18 protein-coding genes, 2 tRNA genes and 1 pseudogene are annotated in these 24349 nt (G+C 60.9%); 15 read left to right on the forward strand and 6 right to left on the reverse strand.

The features are described 5' to 3' along the window. Positions 1–38: 38 nt before the first annotated feature. The 4 genes from CD58_RS02720 to CD58_RS02735 all read right to left on the reverse strand — a co-directional run bounded on the left by CD58_RS02720 (position 39) and on the right by CD58_RS02735 (position 3138). Positions 39–1604, reverse strand: coding sequence for an ABC transporter permease (locus tag CD58_RS02720; RefSeq protein ID WP_025211550.1), 1566 nt, complete (start codon positions 1602–1604; stop codon positions 39–41). Continuing rightward, complete coding sequence (locus tag CD58_RS02725) at positions 1604–2614, reverse strand: extracellular solute-binding protein (RefSeq protein WP_025211551.1); 1011 nt, start codon at positions 2612–2614, stop codon at positions 1604–1606. The genes CD58_RS02720 and CD58_RS02725 overlap by 1 nt, the downstream gene beginning before the upstream one ends. A 175-nt stretch (positions 2615–2789) precedes the next feature. Further along, a tRNA-Leu gene (locus tag CD58_RS02730) sits at positions 2790–2876 on the reverse strand. Positions 2877–3051: 175 nt separating this feature from the next. Then, positions 3052–3138: transfer RNA gene (locus CD58_RS02735), tRNA-Leu, on the reverse strand. Positions 3139–3365: 227 nt separating this feature from the next. Here CD58_RS02735 and rnr point away from each other — a divergent pair. From rnr to CD58_RS02805, 14 genes and pseudogenes are all read left to right on the forward strand, one after another. After that, on the forward strand, positions 3366–5984 hold the full coding sequence (gene rnr, locus CD58_RS02740; RefSeq protein WP_025211552.1) for a ribonuclease R: 2619 nt from the start codon (positions 3366–3368) through the stop codon (positions 5982–5984). Beyond that, entirely contained in the window at positions 5981–6742 is a 762-nt protein-coding gene (rlmB, locus tag CD58_RS02745) for a 23S rRNA (guanosine(2251)-2'-O)-methyltransferase RlmB (RefSeq protein WP_025211553.1), read from the forward strand. Before rnr ends, rlmB begins: the two co-directional genes overlap by 4 nt. 306 nt (positions 6743–7048) lie before the next feature. Beyond that, positions 7049–7477, forward strand: a complete 429-nt coding sequence (rpsF, locus tag CD58_RS02750; protein WP_025211554.1) for a 30S ribosomal protein S6 — start codon at positions 7049–7051, stop codon at positions 7475–7477. 28 nt (positions 7478–7505) lie between these two features. Continuing rightward, positions 7506–7736: a 30S ribosomal protein S18 gene (gene rpsR / locus CD58_RS02755; protein WP_002551829.1), complete on the forward strand. Its 231-nt coding sequence runs from the start codon at positions 7506–7508 to the stop codon at positions 7734–7736. Between the two features lie 36 nt (positions 7737–7772). Next, positions 7773–8666, forward strand: coding sequence for a hypothetical protein (locus CD58_RS02760; protein ID WP_025211555.1), 894 nt, complete (start codon positions 7773–7775; stop codon positions 8664–8666). 18 nt (positions 8667–8684) lie between these two features. Beyond that, positions 8685–9131 (forward strand): 50S ribosomal protein L9, encoded by a 447-nt coding sequence (rplI, locus tag CD58_RS02765; RefSeq protein WP_003186385.1) that lies wholly within the window; start codon positions 8685–8687, stop codon positions 9129–9131. 137 nt (positions 9132–9268) lie between these two features. Then, positions 9269–10666 (forward strand): replicative DNA helicase, encoded by a 1398-nt coding sequence (gene dnaB / locus CD58_RS02770; RefSeq protein ID WP_003186384.1) that lies wholly within the window; start codon positions 9269–9271, stop codon positions 10664–10666. Between the two features lie 250 nt (positions 10667–10916). Beyond that, complete coding sequence (locus CD58_RS02775) at positions 10917–13217, forward strand: YgiQ family radical SAM protein (RefSeq protein WP_025211556.1); 2301 nt, start codon at positions 10917–10919, stop codon at positions 13215–13217. Positions 13218–13535: 318 nt separating this feature from the next. After that, the gene (locus tag CD58_RS02780; RefSeq protein WP_025211557.1) at positions 13536–14456 is read left to right on the forward strand and encodes a hypothetical protein; all 921 of its coding nucleotides are present in this window, start codon (positions 13536–13538) and stop codon (positions 14454–14456) included. Next, positions 14456–14914, forward strand: a complete 459-nt coding sequence (locus tag CD58_RS02785; RefSeq protein WP_025211558.1) for a DUF1614 domain-containing protein — start codon at positions 14456–14458, stop codon at positions 14912–14914. Before CD58_RS02780 ends, CD58_RS02785 begins: the two co-directional genes overlap by 1 nt. A gap of 174 nt (positions 14915–15088) precedes the next feature. Next, positions 15089–18382 (forward strand): DUF2126 domain-containing protein, encoded by a 3294-nt coding sequence (locus CD58_RS02790; protein ID WP_025211559.1) that lies wholly within the window; start codon positions 15089–15091, stop codon positions 18380–18382. A 226-nt stretch (positions 18383–18608) separates the two neighbouring features. Further along, positions 18609–21094, forward strand: a pseudogene (locus CD58_RS02795) (circularly permuted type 2 ATP-grasp protein). After that, positions 21094–21987, forward strand: a complete 894-nt coding sequence (locus CD58_RS02800) for a transglutaminase family protein (protein ID WP_025211560.1) — start codon at positions 21094–21096, stop codon at positions 21985–21987. The pseudogene CD58_RS02795 and the gene CD58_RS02800 overlap by 1 nt, the downstream one beginning before the upstream one ends. A 142-nt stretch (positions 21988–22129) precedes the next feature. Then, positions 22130–22507, forward strand: coding sequence for an NUDIX hydrolase (locus tag CD58_RS02805; protein WP_025211561.1), 378 nt, complete (start codon positions 22130–22132; stop codon positions 22505–22507). A 72-nt stretch (positions 22508–22579) separates the two neighbouring features. Here the strand turns inward: CD58_RS02805 and CD58_RS02810 are convergent, their stop codons facing one another. Beyond that, positions 22580–22771 (reverse strand): hypothetical protein, encoded by a 192-nt coding sequence (locus CD58_RS02810; protein ID WP_025211562.1) that lies wholly within the window; start codon positions 22769–22771, stop codon positions 22580–22582. Between the two features lie 68 nt (positions 22772–22839). After that, the gene (locus CD58_RS02815; RefSeq protein WP_025211563.1) at positions 22840–23427 is read right to left on the reverse strand and encodes a TIGR00730 family Rossman fold protein; all 588 of its coding nucleotides are present in this window, start codon (positions 23425–23427) and stop codon (positions 22840–22842) included. A gap of 341 nt (positions 23428–23768) precedes the next feature. Here CD58_RS02815 and azu point away from each other — a divergent pair, with 341 nt between their 5' ends. Further along, positions 23769–24215 (forward strand): azurin, encoded by a 447-nt coding sequence (azu, locus tag CD58_RS02820; RefSeq protein WP_025211564.1) that lies wholly within the window; start codon positions 23769–23771, stop codon positions 24213–24215. Positions 24216–24349 lie beyond the last annotated feature (134 nt).

Here is a 24349-nt window from a genome sequence, read left to right on the forward strand (position 1 = left end):
GATCAATTGTGGGAGCGAGCTTGCTCGCGATGGCGGTTTCAGCGGCTCAGGTACATCCGCGTCGTCAGCAAATAAACCGGCAACCCCGACACTACAATCAACAGCGCCGCATAAGGCGCCGCGGCTGCGAACTCCACATTGGATGTATGGGCCCAGACCGCCGTCGCCAACGTGTTGAGCCCGGTAGGGCTCAGTAATAGCGTGGCCGTCAGTTCCTTCATCGCATCCAGGAACACCAAGGCAAATGCCGCCCCAAGCGCCGGGAAGATGATCGGCAAGGTCACTCGGCAAAATGCACTGAACGACGAAGCCCCCAATGTGCGCGCGGCTTCTTCCAATTGCGGTGCTGCCTTGTTCAGCGCAGTACGCACCGGCGCCTGGGCCAGTGGCAGGAACAGCAGCGCGTAGGCGATCAGCAGCAGCCCTGACGTCTGATACAGCGCCGGCACGTAGTGCAGCGCGAAATACACCAGGCTCAGGGCAATCACCAGTCCTGGCAAGGCGTGGAGCAAGTACGGCAGGCGTTCGGCCCATAGCGCCAGGCGGCCCTTGTAACGCACCACCAACAGACCGACCGGCACCGCCAGCACCAGGCAGAGCGCGGCGCCTCCGAGAGAGAGCGCCAGGGACGACAGCAATGCCTCGCTGATTTCGCCCACCGGGAACGCGGCGGAGGTGCCCACTGCCAGCCAATACACCAGCATCCCCAGGGGAATGCCGCTGCCGATGATCGTCAGTGCCAGGCAATACACCTGCCCGAGAACAGCCCAAGGCCCCAGCCGGACTTGTTCGGCCTGTCGCGCCGCGCCCTGGCCGGTGCGCACATGCCGGCCCTTGCCGCGCACCCGCAGTTCCAGCCACAGCAGAATCAAACACAGCGCCAGTAGCACCGCCGACAGCATGGCGGCATTGGCGTTGCTGAATTCCAGCTCGAATTGTTGATAGATCGCGGTGGTAAAGGTTTGCAGGCCGATGATCGACAGCGCGCCGAATTCCACCAGCATGTGCAATGCGATCAGCAATGAGCCGGCCAGCAGCGAAGGCCAGAGCAGCGGTAACGTGACACGAAAGAACACCCCCCAACGATTTTGCCCCAGGGTGCGAGCTGACTCTTCGAGGGAGGGGTCCAGGTTGCGCAATGTCGCCGCCACCGGGAGAAAGATCAGTGGGTACTTGGACAGGGTCATCACCAGGATCGCGCCGCCCAGGCCTTCGAACTGGGCGCTGAGGGACACCCAGGTGAAGCTGCTGACAAACGCCGGCACCGCGAACGGCAGGCAGAGGATGACGCCCCATAGCCGGCGTCCCGGCAGGTTGCTGCGCTCCAGCAGCCAGGCCAGGGACAGGCCGATGATCCCGCAGGCCAGCGTGACGCCGACCATCAGTGCCAGGGTGTTGCGCAGCAGCCCGAATACATAGGGGCGCCACAACAGGTGCAACGCTTCGGCCCAGCCAGCTTGCCAGGCCTTCACGATGACGTAGAGCAGCGGCAGTGCGCTCAGGAACACCAACAGCAGCACCGGCAGCAACACTCCGAGCGGTGGGCGCTTGCGGCGCGGAACGTAGCTTGCTGTGGGGTGCGGGGCGCTTAGCGATGGGGTCATCAGTTCAGGCCGACTTCGCGTTCCAGTTCCAGAGCCTCTTCGGCGTTGCCGAGGTCGGCCGGGGTGACTTTCGGTGGCTCCAGCTCGCTGAAGGGCTTGAGGCCTCGATCCGAGGCCATGCCTTTGTGCAGCGGATACTCGGCGGACGTCTGGGTGATCACGCGTTGGCCTTCTTCGCTGGCCATGTAGGCGAGCAGTTGTTGGGCTTCTTTAGGATGTTTGCTGGATTTCAGCGCGGCGGCGCTGGACACGGTTACCAGGCCGCCGGCATCGCCACCGGTGAAGTAATGCAACTTGGAGTCGAGCTGGCCCTTCTCCCGTTGCAGGGCGAACCAGTAATAGTTGTTCACCAAGACGCTCGCGACTTCGCCGTTTTCCACAGCCTTGAGGGCAACCATATTGTTGCTGTAGACCTTGCCGAAGGCGCGCAGGCCGGTGAGCCATTCTTCGGCGGCGTCCATTCCGTGCAATTTGATAATGGCGACGGCTTGTTCCTGGAACGCACCACTGGTCGGTACGAAGCCGACCTTGCCTTGCCATTGTGGCTGGGCGAAATCGAGGACGGTTTTGGGCAAGTCTTTTTCGTCGATCAGCTTCGGGTTGTAGGCCACTACGCGCACGCGGGCGGTGACGCCCATCCAGGTGCCGTTGCCGGCGACGTAGTCCTTGGGCAGGACGTTGAGGGTCGCGTCGTCGATTTTTGCCAACAGGCCTTGTTCGCCGAGTTTGTTCAGGGGCGGCGATTCCTCGGTGTAGATCACATCGGCCGGCGAGCGGTCGCCTTCTTCGACCACCTGGCTGGCAAGCTGGTTGCTGCTGCCTTTGCGCACCTTGACGTGAATGCCGGTCTTGGCTTCGAAGGCCTTGGCCAATTCGTCGCCGACTTCCTTGTGCTGGCCGTTGTAGAGGGTGAGTTCCACCTTGTCGGCGGCGTGGGCGAGGGGCGTTGCGAGGGTCAGGCCGAGCAGGGTGCAGGTCAGGGCGCGGTAAAGGGTGGTTCGAAACATCATTCGCGGGGTTCCTCACTGTCGTGTAGCAAAAACTTGTAACAATGATAAACGATATTGTTTCTCATGTACGGATTGGAGGCGTGTGGCGAGAATTGGATTCTAAAAGCCAGAAACGCAAAAACCCGCTTTCGCGGGTTTCTGTGAGGATCAAGGTTGTAAACCTTGAAGCTGGAATTGGTGCCCAGAAGAAGACTCGAACTTCCACGACCTTGCGGTCACCAGCACCTGAAGCTGGCGTGTCTACCAATTTCACCATCTGGGCAGCATCTTCAGCGTTGCCGCTGTTGATGTGGCGCACTATACGGAGCGCATTTTGATCTGTAAACCCCTGTTTTTGTTTTGGTAATTGCCAAACGAAATTGCAGGGCCAGAAATGCAAAAACCCGCTTCCGCGGGTTTTTGTTGAGCTTGCAGACCGTTGATCTGTTGCTCGAAATTGGTGCCCAGAAGAAGACTCGAACTTCCACGACCTTGCGGTCACCAGCACCTGAAGCTGGCGTGTCTACCAATTTCACCATCTGGGCAGTATCGGCAACGTGTGTGCGTCGTCGATGGCGCGCACTATACGGAGCGTGTTTTTAACTGTAAACCCCTCTTAAGAAAAAAACCGGGAAATTTCACCAGCGGTGCAGTCCCGGGCTTCAACGGAGGGTCAAAAGGCTTTAGAAAAGGGCGTTCGCTGCTTGAAATTTCCCGTTTCATTACGCCTATGCCAAACTAACCCGTATATAGACAAGGTGAAAACTCTCTAATGGCCGATTGGCAGTCCCTCGATCCCGAGGCCGCTCGTGAAGCGGAAAAATATGAAAACCCTATTCCTAGCCGCGAACTGATCCTGGCGCATCTCGCCGATCGGGGTTCGCCTGCTAGCCGCGAGCAGTTGGTTGAAGAGTTCGGTCTGACCACCGAAGACCAGCTCGAAGCCCTGCGCCGCCGTCTGCGCGCCATGGAACGCGACGCTCAACTGATCTACACCCGGCGCGGCACTTATGCCCCTGTGGATAAACTCGACCTGATCCTGGGCCGCATCGCCGGTCACCGCGATGGCTTCGGCTTTCTGATTCCGGACGACGGCAGCGATGACTTGTTCATGAGCCCGGCGCAAATGCGCCTGGTGTTCGACGGTGACCGGGCGCTGGCCCGCGTGTCCGGCCTGGACCGCCGCGGTCGTCGTGAAGGCGTGATCGTCGAGGTGGTGTCCCGTGCCCACGAAAGCATCGTCGGCCGTTACTTCGAAGAAGGCGGCATCGGCTTCGTCGTCGCCGACAACCCGAAGATCCAGCAGGAAGTGCTGGTCACCCCAGGCCGTAACGCCAACGCCAAGGTCGGTCAGTTCGTCGAGGTGAAGATCACTCATTGGCCAACCCCGCGCTTTCAGCCTCAGGGCGATGTGGTCGAAGTGGTCGGCAACTATATGGCGCCGGGCATGGAGATCGATGTTGCCCTGCGCACCTACGACATCCCGCACGTCTGGCCGGAAGCGGTCCTCAAGGAAGCCGCCAAGCTCAAGCCGGAAGTCGAGGAGAAGGACAAAGAGAAGCGCATCGACCTGCGCCACTTGCCGTTCGTCACCATCGACGGTGAAGACGCCCGGGACTTCGACGATGCGGTCTACTGCGAAGCCAAGCCTGGCAAGTTGCGCCTGTTCTCCGGCGGCTGGAAGCTGTACGTCGCCATTGCCGACGTCTCCAGTTATGTGAAGCTCGGTTCGGCGCTGGATACCGAAGCCCAGGTGCGCGGTAACTCGGTGTACTTCCCCGAGCGCGTCGTGCCGATGCTGCCTGAGCAACTGTCCAACGGGTTGTGCTCGCTCAACCCGCAGGTCGATCGCCTGGCCATGGTCTGCGAAATGACCATCTCCAAATCCGGCGAAATGACCGATTACTGCTTCTATGAAGCGGTGATCCATTCTCATGCTCGCCTGACCTACAACAAGGTCAGCGCCATGCTGGAAACGCCAAAGCTGGCCGAGTCGCGCAAGCTTCGCGGTGAATACACCGACGTCGTGCCGCACCTCAAGGAGCTGTACTCGCTCTACAAAGTGCTGCTCGCGGCCCGTCATGTGCGCGGTGCGATCGATTTTGAAACCCAGGAAACCCGGATCATTTTCGGCTCCGAGCGCAAGATCGCCGAGATTCGTCCGACGGTGCGCAACGATGCTCACAAACTGATCGAGGAATGCATGCTGGCCGCCAACGTGGCCACTGCCGAATTCCTGAAGAAACACGAAATCCCTGCGCTGTACCGGGTCCACGACGGTCCGCCGCCGGAGCGTCTGGAAAAACTGCGGGCGTTCCTCGGTGAACTCGGCCTGTCCCTGCACAAGGGCAAGGACGGTCCGTCGCCCAAGGATTACCAGGCCTTGCTGGCCAGTATCAAGGACCGCCCGGACTTCCACCTGATCCAGACCGTCATGCTGCGCTCGTTGAGCCAGGCGGTGTACAGCGCCGATAACCAGGGCCACTTCGGCCTGAATTACGAAGCCTATACCCACTTCACTTCGCCGATCCGCCGCTACCCCGATCTGCTCACGCACCGGGCGATCCGCAGCGTCATCCATTCGAAGATGAACACCCCGCACGTCAAGCGTGCCGGTGCGATGAGCATTCCGAAGGCGCGCATCTATCCGTACGACGAAGCAGCCCTTGAGCAACTCGGCGAGCAGTGCTCGATGAGTGAGCGTCGTGCCGACGAAGCAACTCGCGACGTCGTGAACTGGCTCAAGTGTGAGTTCATGAAAGATCGCGTGGGTGAGTCGTTCCCGGGCGTGATCACTGCCGTGACCGGTTTTGGCCTGTTCGTCGAACTGACCGACATCTACGTCGAAGGTCTGGTGCACGTCACCGCGCTGCCGGGCGATTACTACCACTTCGACCCTGTGCACCACCGCTTGGCGGGCGAGCGCACCGGCCGCAGTTTCCGGCTTGGCGATACCGTCGAGGTGCGGGTGATGCGCGTCGACCTCGACGAACGCAAGATCGACTTCGAGATGGCCGAAAAAACCATCAGCGCGCCGATCGGCCGCAAGAAGCGCGGTAGCGAAACCGCCGCGCCTGCGGCCAAGACCGCCGCCGAACCTGCGTCGTCCAAGTCCGGGCGTCGCGGCCCGGCCAAGGAAAAAGCCGTCGAGGCCTATCGTCCGAGCGATGCGGCGGCGAAAAACGCCGAGCTGCGCAAAAGCCGTGAAATGAAGCAGGCGTTGCTTGCCGAAGCCAAAAGCGGTGGTAAAGCGGCGTCTGGGGGAAAGGCCGGACGGTCGGCCCCGGACAAGGCGACCAGCAAGCCGAGCAAGCACCGTAAAGGCCCGCCAAAAGCGGGCTCAGCCCCAGCCAAAAGCGGCGGGGCGCGTAAACCCAAGGCCAAGTCATGAGTCAGTTGGAAAAAATCTACGGCGTGCATGCCGTGGAGGCGTTGCTGCGTCATCACCCCAAGCGGGTCAAGCAGATCTGGTTGGCGGAAGGCCGCAGTGATCCGCGGGTCCAGACGCTGATCGAGTTGGCCAGCGAAAGTCGTGTGGCGGTCGGCCAGGCTGAGCGGCGCGAGATGGATGCCTGGGTCGAAGGCGTGCACCAAGGCGTTGTGGCCGAAGTCAGCCCCAGCCAGGTCTGGGGCGAGGCGATGCTCGACGAGCTGCTCGATCGCACCGAGGGTGCGCCATTGTTGCTGGTGCTGGACGGCGTGACCGATCCGCATAACCTCGGCGCTTGCCTGCGTTCGGCGGATGCGGCCGGTGCGTTGGCGGTCATTGTACCTAAAGACAAGTCGGCGACGTTGACACCGGTGGTGCGTAAAGTCGCCTGCGGCGCGGCGGAAGTGATTCCGCTGGTGGCCGTGACCAACCTGGCGCGTACCCTGGAGAAACTCCAGCAGCGCGGCCTGTGGGTGGTCGGTACGGCGGGCGAGGCAGAGGTCAGTATTTATGACCAGGACCTGACTGGTCCGACCATCCTGATCATGGGCGCCGAGGGCAAGGGCATGCGTCGCCTGACCCGTGAGCATTGCGATTACCTGGTCAAGCTGCCGATGGCGGGCAGCGTCAGCAGCCTCAACGTCTCAGTCGCGACCGGTGTGTGCCTGTTCGAGGCCCTGCGCCAGCGTAGCGTGAAGGCTGTCGCCAAGAAGCCTTAAGCCAGACGCAAGTCAAATGTGGGAGCGAGCTTGCTCGGGAAGGCGGCGTATCAGTGACATAAATGTTGCCTGGCGCGCCGCTTTCGCGAGCAAGCTCGCTCCCACAGTGTTTTGTGTTTGGGCAAAGATTGGTGGTTGTTCAAATAATCACCAATTGCCTTGCGCCTCCCTCGACCCTTCTCTACAATTGCGCCCCTTGCTGTGATGGCAGGCACTTATGTGTCTAGCGTCCACAAGTCCATAAGTGTCATTCACTCCTTGTCTGACCGTTTTTGAGCGGCAGGCTACAACCCGTAAGGAGCATTCATGCGTCATTACGAAATCATCTTTTTGGTCCACCCGGATCAAAGCGAGCAAGTCGGCGGCATGGTTGAGCGTTACACCAAGCTGATCGAAGAAGACGGCGGCAAAATCCACCGTCTGGAAGATTGGGGCCGTCGTCAACTGGCCTACGCAATCAACAATGTTCACAAGGCTCACTACGTGATGCTGAACGTTGAGTGCACCGGCAAGGCCCTGGCCGAGCTGGAAGACAACTTCCGCTACAACGATGCAGTGATCCGTAACCTGGTCATCCGTCGCGAAGAAGCCGTCACCGGCCAATCCGAGATGCTCAAGGCTGAAGAAAACCGCAGTGAGCGCCGTGAGCGTCGCGACCGTCCTGAGCACTCTGACAGCGCCGAAGGCGATGACAGCGATAGCGACAGCGACAACAGCGATAACGCTGACGAGTAATCCACGGACCTTTTAAGGAGCCAATCACATGGCACGTTTCTTCCGTCGTCGTAAATTCTGCCGCTTCACCGCTGAAGACGTGAAAGAGATCGATTACAAAGATCTCAACACTCTGAAAGCCTACGTATCCGAGACCGGCAAAATCGTTCCAAGCCGTATCACCGGTACCAAAGCTCGTTATCAGCGTCAGCTGGCCACCGCTATCAAGCGCGCCCGCTTCCTGGCCCTGCTGGCCTACACCGACAGCCACGGCCGCTGAGACCGGGCAGTCGACACGTAGCAAAGGATTGAATGCATGCGCGCCTTAGCTGAGTTCATCATGCGCGGTCGTATGCAGGCCACTCTGGTAGTGGCTGGATGCGCGGCATTGCCGTTGTTGTATTGGTTGGGTGCTGCCGCGGGAAGTCTTGTACTCCTGCGGCGCGGATTGAAGGACGCCCTTGGCGTTCTTGCTCTGGGACTGCTGCCAGCTTTGTTCTGGTGGTTGTATGCCGCTGACCCGCGGGCACTCATGGTGCTGCTGGGGTCTTCGACGCTGGCGTTGGTGTTGCGCGCAAGCGAATCCTGGAACCGCGTGCTGCTGGTCAGCATAGCGATGGGAGTGGTGTTTTCAGTGGTGCTCGGGGTGGCTTTCGAACCCCAGATCGAGATGCTGTCGCAGGCTTTGATAAAAATCCTGCCCGAGGCTCTTGGTGATCTCTACCAGCAGATGTCGGTAGAGGAGCAGGCGCGTTTCGCGTCCCTGATTGCACCGGTCCTGACCGGCCTGATTGCGGCCTTGTTGCAAATCGTCAGTGTGCTGAGCCTGATCATTGGGCGCTACTGGCAGGCGTTGTTGTACAACCCGGGTGGTTTTGGTCGCGAATTTCGCGCCATCCGATTCCCGCTTGGGCTGGCGATGTTGCTGCTGGCGGGCATGCTTCTGGGGCCGAACTTCGGTGCTCAGATGGCCATGCTCACGCCGTTGTGCAGCGTACCGCTGGTCTTTGCCGCCCTGGCCCTGATTCACGGGCTGGTGGCGCAAAAGCGACTGGCCAGGTTCTGGCTGGTGGGGTTGTACGTCACGTTGTTGCTGTTCATGCAGCTGATCTATCCGTTGCTGGTGGTCTTGGCCATCGTCGACAGCCTGATTGATTTTCGCGGTCGTATGGCGCCGAAAGACGCCGACAACGCGAACGGTGAAGGTTAAAAGTTAGAGGATTTTCACATGCAACTGATCCTTCTGGAAAAAATCGCCAACCTGGGCAACCTGGGCGACAAAGTAAACGTTAAGGCCGGTTACGGCCGTAACTACCTGCTGCCTTTCGGCAAAGCCACCGCTGCGACCGCTGCCAACCTGGCTGCGTTCGAAGAGCGTCGCGCTGAGCTGGAAAAAGCCGCCGCAGACCGTAAAGCATCGGCTGAAAGCCGTGCTGCCCAACTGGCCGAGCTGGAAGTGACCATCACTGCCACCGCTGGCGACGAAGGCAAGCTGTTCGGTTCGATCGGTACTCACGACATCGCTGACGCACTGACCGCCTCCGGCGTTGAAGTAGCGAAAAGCGAAGTTCGTCTGCCGAACGGCACCATCCGCAACGTAGGCGAATTCGACGTAGCCGTGCACCTGCACGCCGAAGTTGAAGCCACCGTACGCGTTGTCGTGGTAGCAGCTTAAGCAACACCTGTCGGCTGGCACCCTCGGGTGCTAGTCGGTAACATCGGGCACGATCCTGTTTACAGGTCGTGCCCTTTGTCTTTCTGTAGTTCCTGATTTTCTTAAACCCCCTGCGTTTCCCAAAGAATCAAGTGGCCATGAACGAAATCACCGCTCCTGAGCAATACGATCTGCAAACCGCTGCCCTGAAGGTGCCGCCGCATTCCATCGAGGCCGAACAGGCTGTGCTCGGTGGTCTGATGCTGGACAACAACGCCTGGGAACGCGTGCTCGATCAAGTCTCCGACGGCGATTTCTATCGACATGACCACCGCCTGATTTTCCGTGCGATCGCCAAGTTGGCCGATCAGAACATGCCGATCGACGTCGTCACCCTGTCCGAGCAGTTGGACAAGGAAGGCCAGACGTCCCAGGTCGGCGGCCTCGGCTACCTGGGTGAGCTGGCGAAGAACACGCCGTCGGTCGCCAACATCAAGGCCTATGCCCAGATCGTGCGCGAACGCGCCACCTTGCGCCAGTTGATCGGCATCAGCACCGAAATCGCCGACAGCGCCTTTAACCCGGAAGGCCGCACCGCCGCCGAAATCCTCGACGAAGCCGAACGGCAGATCTTCCAGATCGCCGAGGCCCGGCCGAAAACCGGTGGTCCGGTCAGCGTCAACGACCTGTTGACCAAGGCCATCGACCGCATCGACACCTTGTTCAATACCGACAACGCCATTACCGGCCTGTCCACCGGCTACACCGACCTCGACGAGAAGACCAGCGGCTTGCAGCCGTCCGACCTGATCATCGTCGCCGGCCGTCCGTCCATGGGTAAGACCACCTTTGCGATGAACCTGGTGGAAAACGCCGTGCTGCGCAGCGAAAAGGCTGTGCTGGTGTACTCCCTCGAGATGCCAGGTGAATCGCTGATCATGCGTATGCTCTCGTCCCTGGGGCGTATCGACCAGACCAAGGTCCGTTCCGGCCAACTGGAAGACGACGATTGGCCGCGCCTGACGTCGGCGGTCAACCTGCTCAACGATCGCAAGCTGTTCATCGACGATACGGCCGGTATCAGTCCGTCGGAAATGCGCGCCCGAACCCGTCGCCTGGTGCGCGAGCACGGTGAAGTCGGGCTGATCATGATCGACTACTTGCAGTTGATGCAGATCCCGGGCTCCAGCGGCGACAACCGGACCAACGAGATTTCCGAGATCTCTCGTTCCCTCAAGGCCCTGGCCAAGGAATTCAACTGCCCGGTGGTGGCGCTTTCCCAGTTGAACCGTTCCCTGGAACAGCGCCCCAACAAGCGCCCGGTGAACTCCGACTTGCGGGAATCCGGAGCGATCGAGCAGGACGCCGACGTCATCATGTTCGTGTACCGCGACGAGGTGTATCACCCCGAGACGGAACACAAGGGCATCGCCGAAATCATCATCGGCAAGCAGCGGAACGGCCCGATCGGCTTCATCCGCCTGGCCTTTATCGGCAAGTACACGCGCTTCGAAAACCTGGCGCCGGGTAGCTACAATTTTGATGATGATGAGTAAGGTGTCCCGCGCCTGGTGAGGCGCGCCCTTCTCCAGAGGTGTGCACGGCTACTGTGGGAGCGAGCTTGCTCGCGATAGCGGTGTAACAGTCAGCATGGATATTGAGTGTGCTGGCCCTTTCGCGAGCAAGCTCGCTCCCACATTTGATTTGCGGTGAGCCGCCGATTTCCGACCATAGCCGTCGGAATTGGTTGTTTTTTGTGCTATATTCCGCGCCCGCGATTTTTCATCTTTTATACCGGTCATCGACATGCAAGCAGCCAAGCCGTTATTTGACTATCCCAAGTACTGGGCCGAATGTTTCGGCCCGGCGCCGTTCCTGCCGATGAGCAGGGAGGAGATGGATCAGCTCGGCTGGGATTCGTGCGACATCATCATCGTGACCGGTGATGCCTACGTCGATCACCCGTCGTTCGGCATGGCGATCATCGGTCGACTGCTGGAAGCCCAGGGTTTTCGCGTCGGGATCATTGCCCAGCCGAACTGGCAGTCCAAAGACGACTTCATGAAGCTTGGCGAGCCCAATCTGTTCTTCGGTGTCGCGGCCGGCAACATGGACTCGATGATCAACCGCTACACCGCCGACAAGAAAATTCGCTCCGATGACGCCTACACCCCCGGTGGTCTGGCGGGCAAGCGGCCGGACCGTGCGAGCCTGGTCTACAGCCAGCGCTGCAAGGAAGCCTACAAGCATGTGCCGATCGTGCTTGGCGGTATCGAAGCGTCGCTGCGGCGCATCGCCCATTACGATTACTGGCAGGACCGGGTGCGCAACTCGATCCTGATCGACGCCTGCGCCGACATCCTGCTCTACGGCAACGCCGAGCGTGCGATTGTCGAAGTCGCCCAGCGTCTTTCCTACGGTCACAAGATCGAAGACATCACCGATGTGCGCGGCACGGCGTTCATTCGTCGCGACACGCCGCAAGGCTGGTACGAAGTCGACTCCACGCGCATCGACCGCCCGGGCAAGATCGACAAGATCATCAACCCGTACGTGAACACCCAGGACACTCAAGCCTGCGCGATCGAGCAGGAAAAAGGCCCGGTTGAAGACCCGAGCGAAGCCGAGGTCATACAGATCCTGGCGAGCCCGAAAATGACCCGCGACAAAACCGTGATTCGCCTGCCGTCGGTGGAAAAGGTGCGTGGCGATGCGGTGCTTTACGCTCACGCCAACCGCGTCCTTCACCTCGAAACCAACCCGGGCAACGCCCGTGCGTTGGTGCAGAAACATGGCGAAGTCGACGTCTGGTTCAACCCGCCGCCCATTCCGATGACCACCGAGGAAATGGACTACGTGTTTGGCATGCCTTACGCACGTGTTCCGCATCCGGTGTATGGCAAGGAAAAGATCCCGGCCTACGAGATGATCCGTTTCTCGGTGAACATCATGCGTGGCTGCTTTGGCGGCTGCACGTTCTGCTCGATCACCGAGCACGAAGGTCGGATCATCCAGAACCGCTCCGAAGAATCGATCATTCGCGAGATCGAAGAGATCCGCGACAAGGTCCCGGGTTTCACCGGCGTCATTTCCGACCTCGGCGGCCCGACCGCTAACATGTACCGCATCGCCTGCAAGAGCCCGGAAATCGAGTCCGCGTGCCGCAAGCCGTCCTGCGTGTTCCCTGGCATCTGCCCGAACCTGAACACCGACCATTCTTCGCTGATCCAGCTGTACCGCAGCGCCCGGGCATTGCCTGGAGTGAAGAAGATCCTGATTGCCTCCGGCCTGCGTTACGACCTGGCGGTCGAATCGCCGGAATACGTCAAGGAGCTGGTGACCCACCACGTCGGTGGCTACCTGAAGATCGCCCCGGAGCACACCGAGGAAGGTCCGCTCAACCAGATGATGAAACCGGGCATCGGCAGCTATGACAAATTCAAGCGGATGTTCGAGAAGTACACCAAGGAAGCCGGGAAAGAGCAGTACCTGATTCCATACTTCATCGCCGCTCACCCGGGCACCACCGACGAAGACATGATGAACCTGGCGCTGTGGCTCAAGGGCAACGGTTTCCGCGCCGACCAGGTGCAGGCGTTCTATCCATCGCCGATGGCGACGGCGACCGCCATGTACCACTCGGGCAAGAACCCGCTGCGCAAGGTCACCTACAAGAGCGACGCGGTGACCATCGTCAAGAGCGAGGAACAACGCCGGCTGCACAAGGCGTTCCTGCGTTATCACGACCCCAAGGGCTGGCCAATGCTACGTGAAGCGCTGACTCGCATGGGCCGCGCCGACTTGATCGGGCCGGGCAAGAACCAATTGATCCCGCTGCACCAGCCGGCCACCGACAGCTACCAGAGCGCCCGTCGCAAGAACTCGACGCCGGCCGGCAGCCACAAGGTGGCCAAGGAAACCACCAAGATCCTGACCCAACATACCGGCCTGCCACCGCGTGCCAGCGATGGCGGCAATCCGTGGGACAAGCGCGAGCGGGCCAAGGCCGCGGCATTCGCCCGCAACCAGCAGGCCGCCAAGGAACGCAAGGACGCCGCCAAGGGCAAAGGGCCGAAACCTGCGCGCAAGCCTGTCGTGCCGCGCTGATTGTAAGCTGCCAAGCAAAACGCCAGCCTCAGTGCTGGCGTTTTGCTTTCTAGCGACGGTGCTGCCCATTTGCTATCGTGGCCGCCGCCTATTTCAGCCAATTCAGTGCAATAAAGCCGGGTGCAGCCCTTGTGGCGAGGGAGCTTGCTCCCCCTCGGCGGCGAAGCCGTCGTAAACCGACTGATGTGGTCTGCCTGGAAGAATGCGTCGGATCGTGTGGGTCTGCTGCGCAGCCCAGCGGGAGCAAGCTCCCTCGCCACGGTATTTGTGTCCAGCAGCACAGCGATGAAGATCCCCCGATTCTCAAGGACGATTCATATGAGCAGCGCTTCAACAGGCATCGGCATGGACCTGAGCTTCTCCCAGGTCATGGCCCGCCAACGCATTGAAAGCCAAATCAACCTGCCACGTCTGTTCGCCGCCATCGATGCCGATCCAGGCATCGTCGGCGCAGGCGTGGTGTACATCGATGCTGAGTTCAATGTAGTGACCCTGCGTGAGTTCAAGCCGATTTGCAGCATCAAGCCCAAGCGGATCATCTTGCATGAGGCGCAGAAGTACATCGCGCCAGCGCAGTTTGCCCAGCAGGTGCAGGTCAATCCTCGGCAATCGCGCCTGGTGGGAGAGGCGATCAATACCTCCTTGTCCTGCGCTGGAGCGGTATTGGGTTGGATTGTCGTGCTCAGTGGGTCGATTGCGGTTCCCTTCAGTGCCGGGGCTAGCACTGTGGTAGTGGCTTTGGGTTATGCGGCTGCGACGGCGAGTTCGGTGCAATGTGGTATCGGTATTATCCGTACGACGGCAGAAGTGACTAATCCGCAGATCAATGACAAGTTGGACAGTGAAGAGTGGTACCAATACGCCTCGATCGGTCTGGATGCTGCCTCTTTGCTGGGCGTTGGGGCTTCTACCTTAACTACCATAAAACTTGTGAGGGTGGCCAAGGCCAGTACGGGTAAGAGTCTGCGTGAAGTCTTGCGTGGGCTGACTCGTCAGGAACGGTCGAAGTTGACCAAAGAGTTGTTGAGCATCAATGATCCCCGGCTGACGCCAAAGATGCTCAAGCTCAAGCAACTTGCCGGCGAGTTGCCAAAGCGCTTCACTCCGACCCAACTGCAACACGCTACGGTTACTCAGATCAAGGACGCCTTGGGGGCGGCGATAGGCCTGACGGGTAGTAGTTTGTCGGGCAATGTCAAAACTATTGCCGTTGGCTTGTACGAAGAGCTGGAGGAGTAATGGAAGATCTGAGTCTGCCCCGTTTTTTGGCGCGTTACTTTCCGACTTTCATGGGCGGCATTTTCGCGGCGCTGTTCTCTTTGGGCTGCGCTATTCCCTTGGTGACAGTGTCCTATTTCGCCGGGGCTTCAATCGACGAGCAAGCGACTTGGTCGGTTCTGGGGGGCGCGGCGGTCACCCTGGTGGTGGTGCACTGCAATTTCATGATGGTGCGCGGAAGGCCAGTGTGGGTGTGGGGAGTGGTCACCGTTCTGGTTTTATGCCTGCTGGTCGTATTACCCACCATAGGGAGCCATCCGCATAAGGTCATCTATGTTTTGGCTGTGATGTTTCCACTATTAGGTTTGCTGGTACTCAACAGCAAACGCCATCGCGAGATGCGTAGCAAACTGGTAGAAATCCGCCGCCAACGTGAACTCATCATCCAGGCCGCCAAGGCGTCACGCCCGCGACGCTGAGTCGATTCGCTACCTCCCCGCCACATTTATGTGCGCGCCGTTGCACACGAATGCGAGCATCGCGCGTTTTTAGTGCTCTACTGCCTTGAGTAGACAAAGAAAGTGTCCGACCTGCCTGCATGGCATAAGTCTTGCGCCGCTTTCACTAACGCCCAGGCTCGCAGGAGGCACGTCGTGTCGATCCATGTCGCATTGCACCACGTTACGCATTACCGCTACGACCGCGCCGTCGAACTCGGCCCGCAGATCGTTCGCCTGCGCCCGGCCGCCCACAGCCGCACGCGGATTCTTTCGTATGCGCTGAAGGTTTCCCCGGACCAGCACTTCATCAACTGGCAGCAGGATCCCCAGGGCAATTACCTGGCGCGATTGGTGTTTCCCGAGAAAACCCGCGAGCTGCGGATCGAAGTCGATCTGTTGGCGGAAATGGCGGTGTTCAATCCGTTCGATTTCTTCCTCGAGCCCTACGCTGAAAAAATTCCGTTCGCCTACGCGGCCGATGAGCGCAAGGAGCTGGCGCCGTACCTTGAAACCTTGCCGCTGACGCCGAGGTTCCAGGCCTACCTGGACGGTATCGACCGCACGCCGCTGCCGGCGGTGGATTTTTTGGTGGCGCTCAACCAACGCTTGAGCGAAGACATCAACTACCTTATCCGCATGGAGCCCGGCGTCCAGACCCCGGAGCACACCCTGGAGCACGCCTCCGGTTCCTGCCGCGACTCAGCCTGGCTGCTGGTGCAGTTGTTGCGCAACCTGGGCCTGGCCGCGCGGTTCGTCTCCGGTTACCTGATCCAGTTGACCGCCGATGTGAAAAGCCTCGATGGCCCGTCTGGTACCGACGTGGACTTCACCGACCTGCATGCCTGGTGTGAGGTCTACCTTCCCGGTGCCGGTTGGATCGGCCTGGATGCGACCTCCGGGCTGTTCGCCGGCGAAGGGCACATCCCATTGGCTTGTAGTCCTGATCCGTCCTCGGCAGCGCCGATCAGTGGCTTGGTGGAGCCTTGCGAGTGCGAATTCAGCCACGAAATGTCCGTGGAGCGGATCTGGGAAGCGCCGCGGGTCACCAAGCCCTACACCGAAGAACAATGGCTGGCGATCCAGGCGCTGGGGCGCCAGATCGATGCCGACCTGCTGGAGGGTGACGTGCGCCTGACCATGGGCGGCGAACCGACCTTCGTGTCTATCGATGACCCGGACGGCGCCGAGTGGAACACCGCTGCGCTTGGGCCGGACAAGCGCCGGCTCTCCGCCGAGCTGTTCCAGCGCATGCGCAATCACTATGCGTCCAAGGGGCTGGTGCATTTCGGCCAGGGCAAGTGGTACCCGGGTGAACAGTTGCCGCGCTGGTCGCTCAACTGCTATTGGCGGCGTGACGGGGTGCCGATCTGGCACAACAGTGCGTTGATCGCCGACGAGCAGCAAGACTACGGCGCCGACGGTGCATTGGCCGGACGGTTTCTGACCAGCGTCGCCGAGCGCTTGAATATTCCTGCGCGGTTCGTCTTCCCAGCCTACGAAGACAATTTCTATTACCTCTGGCGCGAAGGTGCGTTGCCTTCGAACGTCACGGCCCAGGACCCGCGCCTGGAAGACGCCTTGGAGCGGGCCCGGTTGCGCAAGGTCTTCAACCAAGGCCTGGACAAAGTGATCGGTCAGGTCCTGCCCCTGGCTCGCACCGCCAAGGGTGATCAATGGCAAAGCGGTCGCTGGTACCTGCGGGACAACCACTGCCGGCTGGTGCCGGGGGATTCGCCCCTGGGTTATCGCTTGCCACTGGCGTCCCAACCTTGGGTGACGGCGGCAGAGTACCCGTTTATCCACCCCACCGACCCGAACCAGGATTTGCCCGAGCTGCCCGACACTGAACAGCTGGCGCGGCACGGCGAGGCGGCGGCCGAGCAGGATCGTGCTCCAGAGATCGACAAGTCCGCCGACTGGCTGACCCGCACCGCGTTCTGTGCCGAGGCCCGTGAAGGCCGGTTGTACCTGTTCATGCCGCCGTTGGAGCGGGTCGAGGATTACCTGGAACTGGTCAGCGCCATCGAGGCAACGGCCGAGGAGCTGCAGTGTCCGGTGCTGTTGGAAGGCTATGAGCCGCCGAGCGATCCGCGCCTGAGCAATTTCCGCGTCACTCCCGATCCCGGTGTGATCGAGGTCAACGTGCAACCCTCGGCGACTTGGGATGAGTTGGTCGAGCGCACTGAGTTTCTTTACGAAGAGGCGCGACAAACCCGACTGACCACCGAAAAATTCATGATCGATGGCCGGCACACCGGTACCGGCGGCGGTAACCATTTCGTACTGGGTGGCGCGACACCGGCTGACTCACCGTTTCTGCGGCGTCCCGACCTGCTGCGCAGCCTGATCAGTTACTGGCATAACCATCCGTCGTTGTCTTACCTGTTTTCCGGACTGTTCATCGGCCCGACCTCCCAGGCGCCACGGGTGGACGAGGCGCGCAACGATGCGTTGTACGAGCTGGAGATCGCTTTCGCACAAATGCCGGAGCCGGGTGAGCAATGCCCGCCCTGGTTGGTCGATCGACTGTTGCGCAACTTGTTGATCGACGTGACCGGCAACACCCACCGCGCTGAATTTTGCATCGACAAGCTCTATTCACCGGACGGTGCCACCGGACGCCTCGGCCTGTTGGAATTGCGCGCTTTCGAGATGCCGCCCCACGCCCGCATGAGCCTGGCCCAGCAATTACTGCTGCGGGCACTGGTGGCGCGGTTCTGGCGTGAACCCTATGCACCGGCGAAGCTGGCGCGCTGGGGCACCGAGCTGCATGACCGCTTCCTGTTGCCACACTTCATCGAGCAGGATTTTGCCGACGTCATCCATGAGCTGAACGCCGCCGGCTACCCGGTGCAGGCCGAGTGGTTCGCCGCGCACCTGGAGTTCCGTTTCCCCAAGGTGGGCGACTACGCGGTCAACGGCATCGAGCTGCAACTGCGCCAGGCCCTCGAGCCCTGGCATGTGCTGGGGGAAGAGGGCGCGGTGGGCGGCACGGTGCGTTATGTGGACTCCTCCCTGGAGCGCTTGCAGGTCAAGCTCAGCGGCCTGGCGCCGCAACGCTATCTGCTGACGTGCAACGGCGTGCCCGTGCCTTTGCAACCCACCGGTCGGGTCGGCGAGTTCGTCGCCGGGGTGCGTTTCCGCGCCTGGCAACCGGCCAACTGCCTGCAACCGACCATCCCGGTGCATGCGCCGCTGGTCTTCGACTTGCTCGATACCTGGATGCAGCGTTCCGTGGGTGGTTGCCAGTATCACGTGGCCCATCCGGGCGGGCGCAACTACGACAGCCTGCCGGTGAATGCCAATGAGGCCGAGAGCCGGCGGATGGCGCGTTTCTTCCGTATCGGACACACGCCTGGGAAACTTCCGATACCCAGCCTGGCAATGGATGACGAGTTTCCCCTCACGCTCGATCTGCGCCGTTTTCAAGGGGCACCCAAGGTGTAGGTGAACCCAGTGGCGAGGGAGCTTACTCCCGCTGGGCTGCGAAGCGGCCCCAAGACAGCCGACTCCATTTGCCTGACACACCGGGTAGTCAGGTTTCAGGGCTGCTGCGCAGCCCAGCGGGAGCAAGCTCCCTCGCCACAGTCGTCATGTTCCGCTCCAAACTCAGCTATCCGGGCGTCACGCGCTGCGCTAGTCTCACCTTTTATTGCCGTCTGCCGAGCTTTCCATGCCTGACCTGCTTGACCGTTACCCGCTGACGACGGGCACCTATCACGAACTGCTGGATGACAGCGGCGCGGTGCGTCCGCACTGGCAGCGGTTGTTCGATCAGTTGCAGCGCAGTACGTCGGCCCATCTGATCCAGCGCCAGGCGCTGCTGGCCCGGCAGATCCAGGAAAACGGCGTCACCTATAACGTCTACGCGGATCCGAAGGGCGCGGATCGGCCGTGGGAGCTGGACCTGCTGCCCCATGTGATCGATGCGCAGGAATGGAAGCAACTGTCGGCCGGGATCGCTCAGCGCGCACGGCTGCTTAATGCAGTGCTGGCTGACCTGTATGGCCCGCAGCGGCTGATCAGCGAAGGGCTGTTGCCGGCGGAGCTGGTGTTCGGGCACAACAATTTCCTCTGGCCGTGCCAGGGCATCGCGCCGCCGGACGGCATCTTCCTGCACTTGTATGCCGTGGACCTGGCCCGTACACCCGATGGTCGCTGGTGGGTCACGGCGGATCGGACCCAGGCGCCTTCGGGGGCCGGTTATGCGCTGGAAAACCGCATGATCGTGTCCCGCGCCTTCCCCGACCTGTATCGCGACCTGAAGGTGCAGCACCTGTCCGGTTTCTTCCGCACCTTGCAGGAAACCCTCGCGCGGCAGGCCCCCAGCGAGGGTGAGCCGCCGCTGGTGGTGCTGCTGACGCCGGGGCGCTTCAACGAAAGCTATTTCGAACATCTTTACCTGGCGCGCCAGCTGGGTTATCCGCTGGTGGAAGGGGGCGACCTGACCGTTCGGGACGCCACGGTTTACCTCAAGACCCTCAGCGGACTGCGCCGGGTCCACGCCATCATGCGTCGGCTCGACGACGATTTCTGCGACCCGCTGGAACTGCGCACCGACTCGGCCTTGGGTGTGCCGGGATTGCTGGAGGCGGTGCGCCAGGGCCGGGTGCTGGTGGCCAATGCCTTGGGCAGCGGCGTGCTGGAATCCCCGGGGCTGCTGGGGTTCCTGCCGAAGATCAACCAGTATCTGTTCGGCGAGGAACTGATGCTGCCGTCTATCGCCACGTGGTGGTGTGGCGAGCCGCCGGTGCTGGCCCAGGCCCTGGAAAAACTGCCTCATTTGTTGATCAAGCCGGCGTTTCCTTCCCAAAGCTTCAGCCCAGTATTCGGTCGCGACCTGAACGAGGAGCAGCGCGGTCAATTGGCGGCGCGCATGCAGGCACGGCCCTATGCCTATGTCGCCCAGGAGTTGGCGCAACTGTCCCAGGCTCCGGTCTGGCAGGCCGAAGACGGTCAACTTCAACCCCGGGCCATTGGCATGCGCGTATATGCCGTGTCCGGGGAGGACGATTATCGGGTGCTGCCGGGGGCCTGACCCGCGTGGCCGCCGAGGCCGACGCCGAAGTGGTGTCGATGCAGCGCGGTGGCGCCAGCAAGGACACTTGGGTACTGGGGGAGCAGGCGCCCGGCGGTGAACAATGGAAGGCCCAGCGAACCGTAGGGGTCCATGACCTGGTGCGACGCGATCCGTACCTGCCTTCGCGGGTGGTGGAAAACCTGTTCTGGTTTGGCCGTTACTGCGAGCGCTGCGACGACAGCGCCCGGCTGCTGCGGATCATGCTGGCGCGTTATGTCGATGGCGACGATCCGCAGGCCTTGAAATCGGCGGTGTCCCTGGGCGAAAGCCTGATGTTGCTGCCTGAAGAGGGCGAACTTCCGGAGCGTCTGCAGGCGGCGTTGCTGGGGGATGACTGGTCGTTCAGCCTGCGCTCCAACCTGCAGCGCTTGCAGTGGGCGGCCTCGCAGGTTCGCGGAAAGCTCTCCCGGGAAAACTGGCAGGCGCTGGTGGAACTGCAACGCGAAGCCATGGAGCTGGAAACCGAGGAGCCGGATTTCGGTGAGCTGCTGGACTTCCTCAACCGATTGGTGATGTCCCTGGCGGCACTCTCCGGTTTCGCCCTGGACGACATGACCCGCGACGAAGGCTGGCGGTTCTTGATGATCGGCCGCCGTCTGGAGCGTTTGCAGTTTCTCAGCAGCAGCCTGGCCGCGTTCTTGCGGGGCGAGGCGGTGTTCGACCAGGCTGGACTGGAGTGGTTGCTGGAACTGGGCAACAGCAGCATCACCTACCGCTCGCGTTACCTGGCGGTGGCCCAATTGATCCCCGTGCTCGACCTGTTGCTGCTGGACGAACAAAACCCCCATGCCGTGCTCTTCCAGTTGAAGCTGGTCGCCCGCACCCTCAAGCGTCTGAACGACGATTTTGGCGCGCCCAGGGAAACGGCCTTGCCAGAACTGGTGGCGCGTCTGTCACGTTTTGACCTGCGCTGCCTGGAAAACCCACTGTTCGGCGAAGCCAGCCTGCGCGCCGCGCTCGATGGGTTGGCCGACCTGTTGCAGGAAGTGGCCGACGTCAGCGGCCAGGTTTCCGATCGCCTGGCCTTGCGTCATTTTGCCCACGTCGATGACGTCAGCCAGCGCACGGTGTCCGTCTGATGAACGCTCGTTACCAGATCCTCCACGACACCCATTATCACTACGACAGCCCGGTCTCCCTGGCCCAGCAGCTTGCCCACCTGTGGCCGCGACCCTGTGACTGGCAGCGCTGCACCGAACAACTGCTGTTGATCAACCCGGAGCCGACGACCCGTCGCGATGAGCAGGATGTGTTTGGCAACCCGCTGACCCGCCTGGCCTTCGAACGGCCCCATGACGAGTTGTTGGTCAACGCCCGCCTGAGCGTCGAGGTGTTGGCCCGTCCCGAGTTGGACTTCAACCTGTCCCCGGCCTGGGAGTCGACCTGTAATGCGCTGACCTACAGCGGCCGGCCGCTGGCTGCGTCGTTGCTGGACGCGTGCCGCTACCGTTTCGAGTCGCCTTATGTGCACCTCAAGCGCAGCTTCGTCGAGTTTTCCGAAAGTTGCTTCCCGCCGGGACGCCCGTTGATGCTCGGCGTTCGGGCGCTGATGGAGAAGATTTTCGAGGAGTTCACCTTCGATGCCGAAGCCACCCAGGTGGCGACGCCGCTGGTGGAGGTGCTGGAACGGCGACGGGGCGTGTGCCAGGACTTCGCCCACCTGATGCTGGCCTGCGTGCGTTCCCGAGGGCTGGCGGCGCGTTACGTCAGTGGCTACTTGCTAACGCAGCCGCCGCCCGGCCAGCCACGGCTGATCGGTGCCGATGCGTCCCACGCCTGGGTGTCGGTGTATTGCCCGGTGCTGGGGTGGGTGGACTTCGACCCGACCAACAACGTGCAACCGGCCCTGGAACACATCACCCTGGCCTGGGGGCGGGATTTTTCCGATGTGTCGCCGTTGCGCGGGGTGATCCTGGGGGGCGGTAGTCATGATCCCGAGGTGCGGGTGACGGTGATGCCGCTGGAGTCATGACCCAGCTCTGCAATGAAATACTTGTGGCGAGGGAGCTTGCTCCCGCTTGAGTGCGAAGCGCTCAAAAAAATGGGCCTGCTGCGCAGTCCAGCGGGAGCAAGCTCCCTCGCCACAGGGGCACTCATCAACCGCGAGATCCGTTATGTTCCCTGTATCTATCAAAGGCGTACTGCAATCCCCCGAAGGCCTGGTCGTGCTGATGCTCAACGAACGGGATGAATGGGAGTTGCCCGGTGGGCGGATCGAATTGGGCGAAACGGCGCCGCAATGCCTGGCGCGGGAGATCGACGAGGAACTGGCGGTTGAGGTGAGCGTGGGGGAGCCCCTGGATTCGTACTTGTTCGAGGTGATTCCCGGCAAGCACGTCTTCATCTCCACTTACCGCTGCCACTTGCTGGGCGGTTTCGTGCCGACGGTCAGCCATGAACACAAGGAGATCGGGCTGTTCGAGCCGGGGCGGTTGCCGGCGAATCTGCCAACAGGTTATCGCGAGTCGATTATCAAGGCGCTGGGGTTGTGAGGGCCGGCAGCTAGGCTGCCGGCCCTGGACACAAACCGTGGGGCCGGATTACATCATCGGGCCCGGAGGGGCTCAGGCGTCGGGTGCCTGATCTTTCGGTGCAGCAACATCATCTTCTGCCGCTACTTCGCCTTCGGTATCCGGGGTCAGTGCTGCGGCTTCCTCTTCAGCTGTCGCTTTCTTGCGCTGAAGCTTTTCCTCTTTCTTCTGCTCCTTGGCCAAGTCTCTCTGACGTTTGGCGAAGGAATAATTGGGTTTAGCCATGGGCGATCCTCTGGGGTCGAAGGTGAGGTTGAGCGGCGCGTATTCTGCCCTGTATCGGGGTCGAGCGGTTAGCTGGGTTTTTGTTCGGCCCACTTTGGCTGCACCGACGGTTGCCATTCGTCCAGCGCATCGAGCAGGTTGTGCGGTGATTCGCTCACCTGCAGCATGTCACGATGCGGCGCGCGGACGAAGCCTTCGCCGACGATATGATCGAGAAAACCGGTGAGTTTGCTGTAGAACCCGTTCACTTCCAGCAGCCCCAGCGGTTTACCGTGGTAGCCGAGCTGGCCCCAGGTCCAGACTTCAAACAGTTCCTCCAACGTGCCGAGGCCGCCGGGCAGGGCGATGAAGGCATCGCTCAGTTCGGCCATGCGCGCTTTACGGGCGTGCATGCCGTCCACCACTTCCAGGCGGGTCAGGCCGCTGTGGCCGATTTCCTTGTCTTTCAGGCTTTGCGGGATGATGCCAATGACTTCGCCGCCGGCCGCCAGGGCCGCATCGGCGACGATACCCATCAGGCCCACGGCGCCACCGCCGTAGACCAGGGTCAGCTTTCGTTCCGCCAACGCTCGTCCCAGGGCCTGCGCCGCTTCACGGTAGGCTGGGTTCGTGCCGGTGCTGGCGCCGCAAAATACACAAACAGACGCGATGGACATGCTTTACTCCGTGGTCAGTAACGGGTCCAGAGTAAAGCCTGGCCTGGGTTGCGCAAAGTACTTAAACCTCGCGCTGGGGTTTTTCGTAAGTGCCGCTGGCGCCGCAGGCATAGGCGGCGAGCAAGCTGCATAACAGGCTGTTGATGTTCATGAGGGCGCTCCAGAGAGGTGATGGGAGCGATCATAGAGCGGTGTCATACGTCTGGCTGGTTGATTGTGTCCATCAGGCTGATAGCCTTAAGTTGTATACAATCTTTGATTCAGGTCATAGGAACTTGTCTCAAAATCAGGCAGTCTTTCCCTTTGAAGGAATTTTGTTAACCATGCCTTGGAGATTCACGATGTTTGCCAAACTTGTTGCAGTATCCCTGTTGACGCTGGCCAGCAGCCAACTGATGGCAGCGGAGTGCAAGACCACCATCGACTCGACCGACCAGATGTCCTTTAACACCAAGGCCATCGAGATCGACAAGAGCTGCAAGACCTTCACCGTTGAGCTGACGCACTCGGGCAGCTTGCCGAAAAACGTTATGGGCCATAACTGGGTGCTGAGCAAGGAGGCTGACATGCAGCCGATTGCCACCGATGGCCTGCCCGCTGGTATCGACAAGAACTATCTGAAAGATGGGGATGCCCGCATCATTGCCCATACCAAGCTCATTGGTGCTGGCGAAAAAGACTCGGTCACCTTCGATGTCTCGAAACTCGACGCTGCCGAAAAATACGGTTTCTTCTGCTCGTTCCCAGGCCACATCTCGATGATGAAAGGCACTGTGACCCTGAAGTAATCCTACAGGCACAAAAAAAGCGCCCGTTTCAGGGCGCTTTTTTGTGTCCGGCCAATAACCGCACCTCCTGTGGGAGCGAGCTTGCTCGCGATGGCGTCGGATCAGCCAACGTTGACGCTGGCTGACACACCGTT

The organism is Pseudomonas brassicacearum (assembly GCF_000585995.1).
In the GTDB taxonomy this organism is placed as follows: Bacteria; Pseudomonadota; Gammaproteobacteria; order Pseudomonadales; family Pseudomonadaceae; genus Aquipseudomonas; species Aquipseudomonas brassicacearum_A.

Bases quoted from the DNA above. Each gene is read 5' to 3' on its own strand.
- CD58_RS02760 (WP_025211555.1), top strand. From the start codon at position 7,773: ATGCGCGCCTTAGCTGAGTTCATCATGCGCGGTCGTATGCAGGCCACT.
- rplI (WP_003186385.1), top strand. From the start codon at position 8,685: ATGCAACTGATCCTTCTGGAAAAAATCGCCAACCTGGGCAACCTGGGC.
- CD58_RS02780 (WP_025211557.1), top strand. From the start codon at position 13,536: ATGAGCAGCGCTTCAACAGGCATCGGCATGGACCTGAGCTTCTCCCAG.
- rpsF (WP_025211554.1), top strand. From the start codon at position 7,049: ATGCGTCATTACGAAATCATCTTTTTGGTCCACCCGGATCAAAGCGAG.
- rlmB (WP_025211553.1), top strand. From the start codon at position 5,981: ATGAGTCAGTTGGAAAAAATCTACGGCGTGCATGCCGTGGAGGCGTTG.
- CD58_RS02775 (WP_025211556.1), top strand. From the start codon at position 10,917: ATGCAAGCAGCCAAGCCGTTATTTGACTATCCCAAGTACTGGGCCGAA.
- CD58_RS02720 (WP_025211550.1), bottom strand. From the start codon at position 1,604: ATGACCCCATCGCTAAGCGCCCCGCACCCCACAGCAAGCTACGTTCCG.
- CD58_RS02800 (WP_025211560.1), top strand. From the start codon at position 21,094: ATGAACGCTCGTTACCAGATCCTCCACGACACCCATTATCACTACGAC.
- CD58_RS02725 (WP_025211551.1), bottom strand. From the start codon at position 2,614: ATGATGTTTCGAACCACCCTTTACCGCGCCCTGACCTGCACCCTGCTC.
- rpsR (WP_002551829.1), top strand. From the start codon at position 7,506: ATGGCACGTTTCTTCCGTCGTCGTAAATTCTGCCGCTTCACCGCTGAA.
- dnaB (WP_003186384.1), top strand. From the start codon at position 9,269: ATGAACGAAATCACCGCTCCTGAGCAATACGATCTGCAAACCGCTGCC.
- CD58_RS02785 (WP_025211558.1), top strand. From the start codon at position 14,456: ATGGAAGATCTGAGTCTGCCCCGTTTTTTGGCGCGTTACTTTCCGACT.
- rnr (WP_025211552.1), top strand. From the start codon at position 3,366: ATGGCCGATTGGCAGTCCCTCGATCCCGAGGCCGCTCGTGAAGCGGAA.
- CD58_RS02805 (WP_025211561.1), top strand. From the start codon at position 22,130: ATGTTCCCTGTATCTATCAAAGGCGTACTGCAATCCCCCGAAGGCCTG.
- azu (WP_025211564.1), top strand. From the start codon at position 23,769: ATGTTTGCCAAACTTGTTGCAGTATCCCTGTTGACGCTGGCCAGCAGC.
- CD58_RS02815 (WP_025211563.1), bottom strand. From the start codon at position 23,427: ATGTCCATCGCGTCTGTTTGTGTATTTTGCGGCGCCAGCACCGGCACG.
- CD58_RS02810 (WP_025211562.1), bottom strand. From the start codon at position 22,771: ATGGCTAAACCCAATTATTCCTTCGCCAAACGTCAGAGAGACTTGGCC.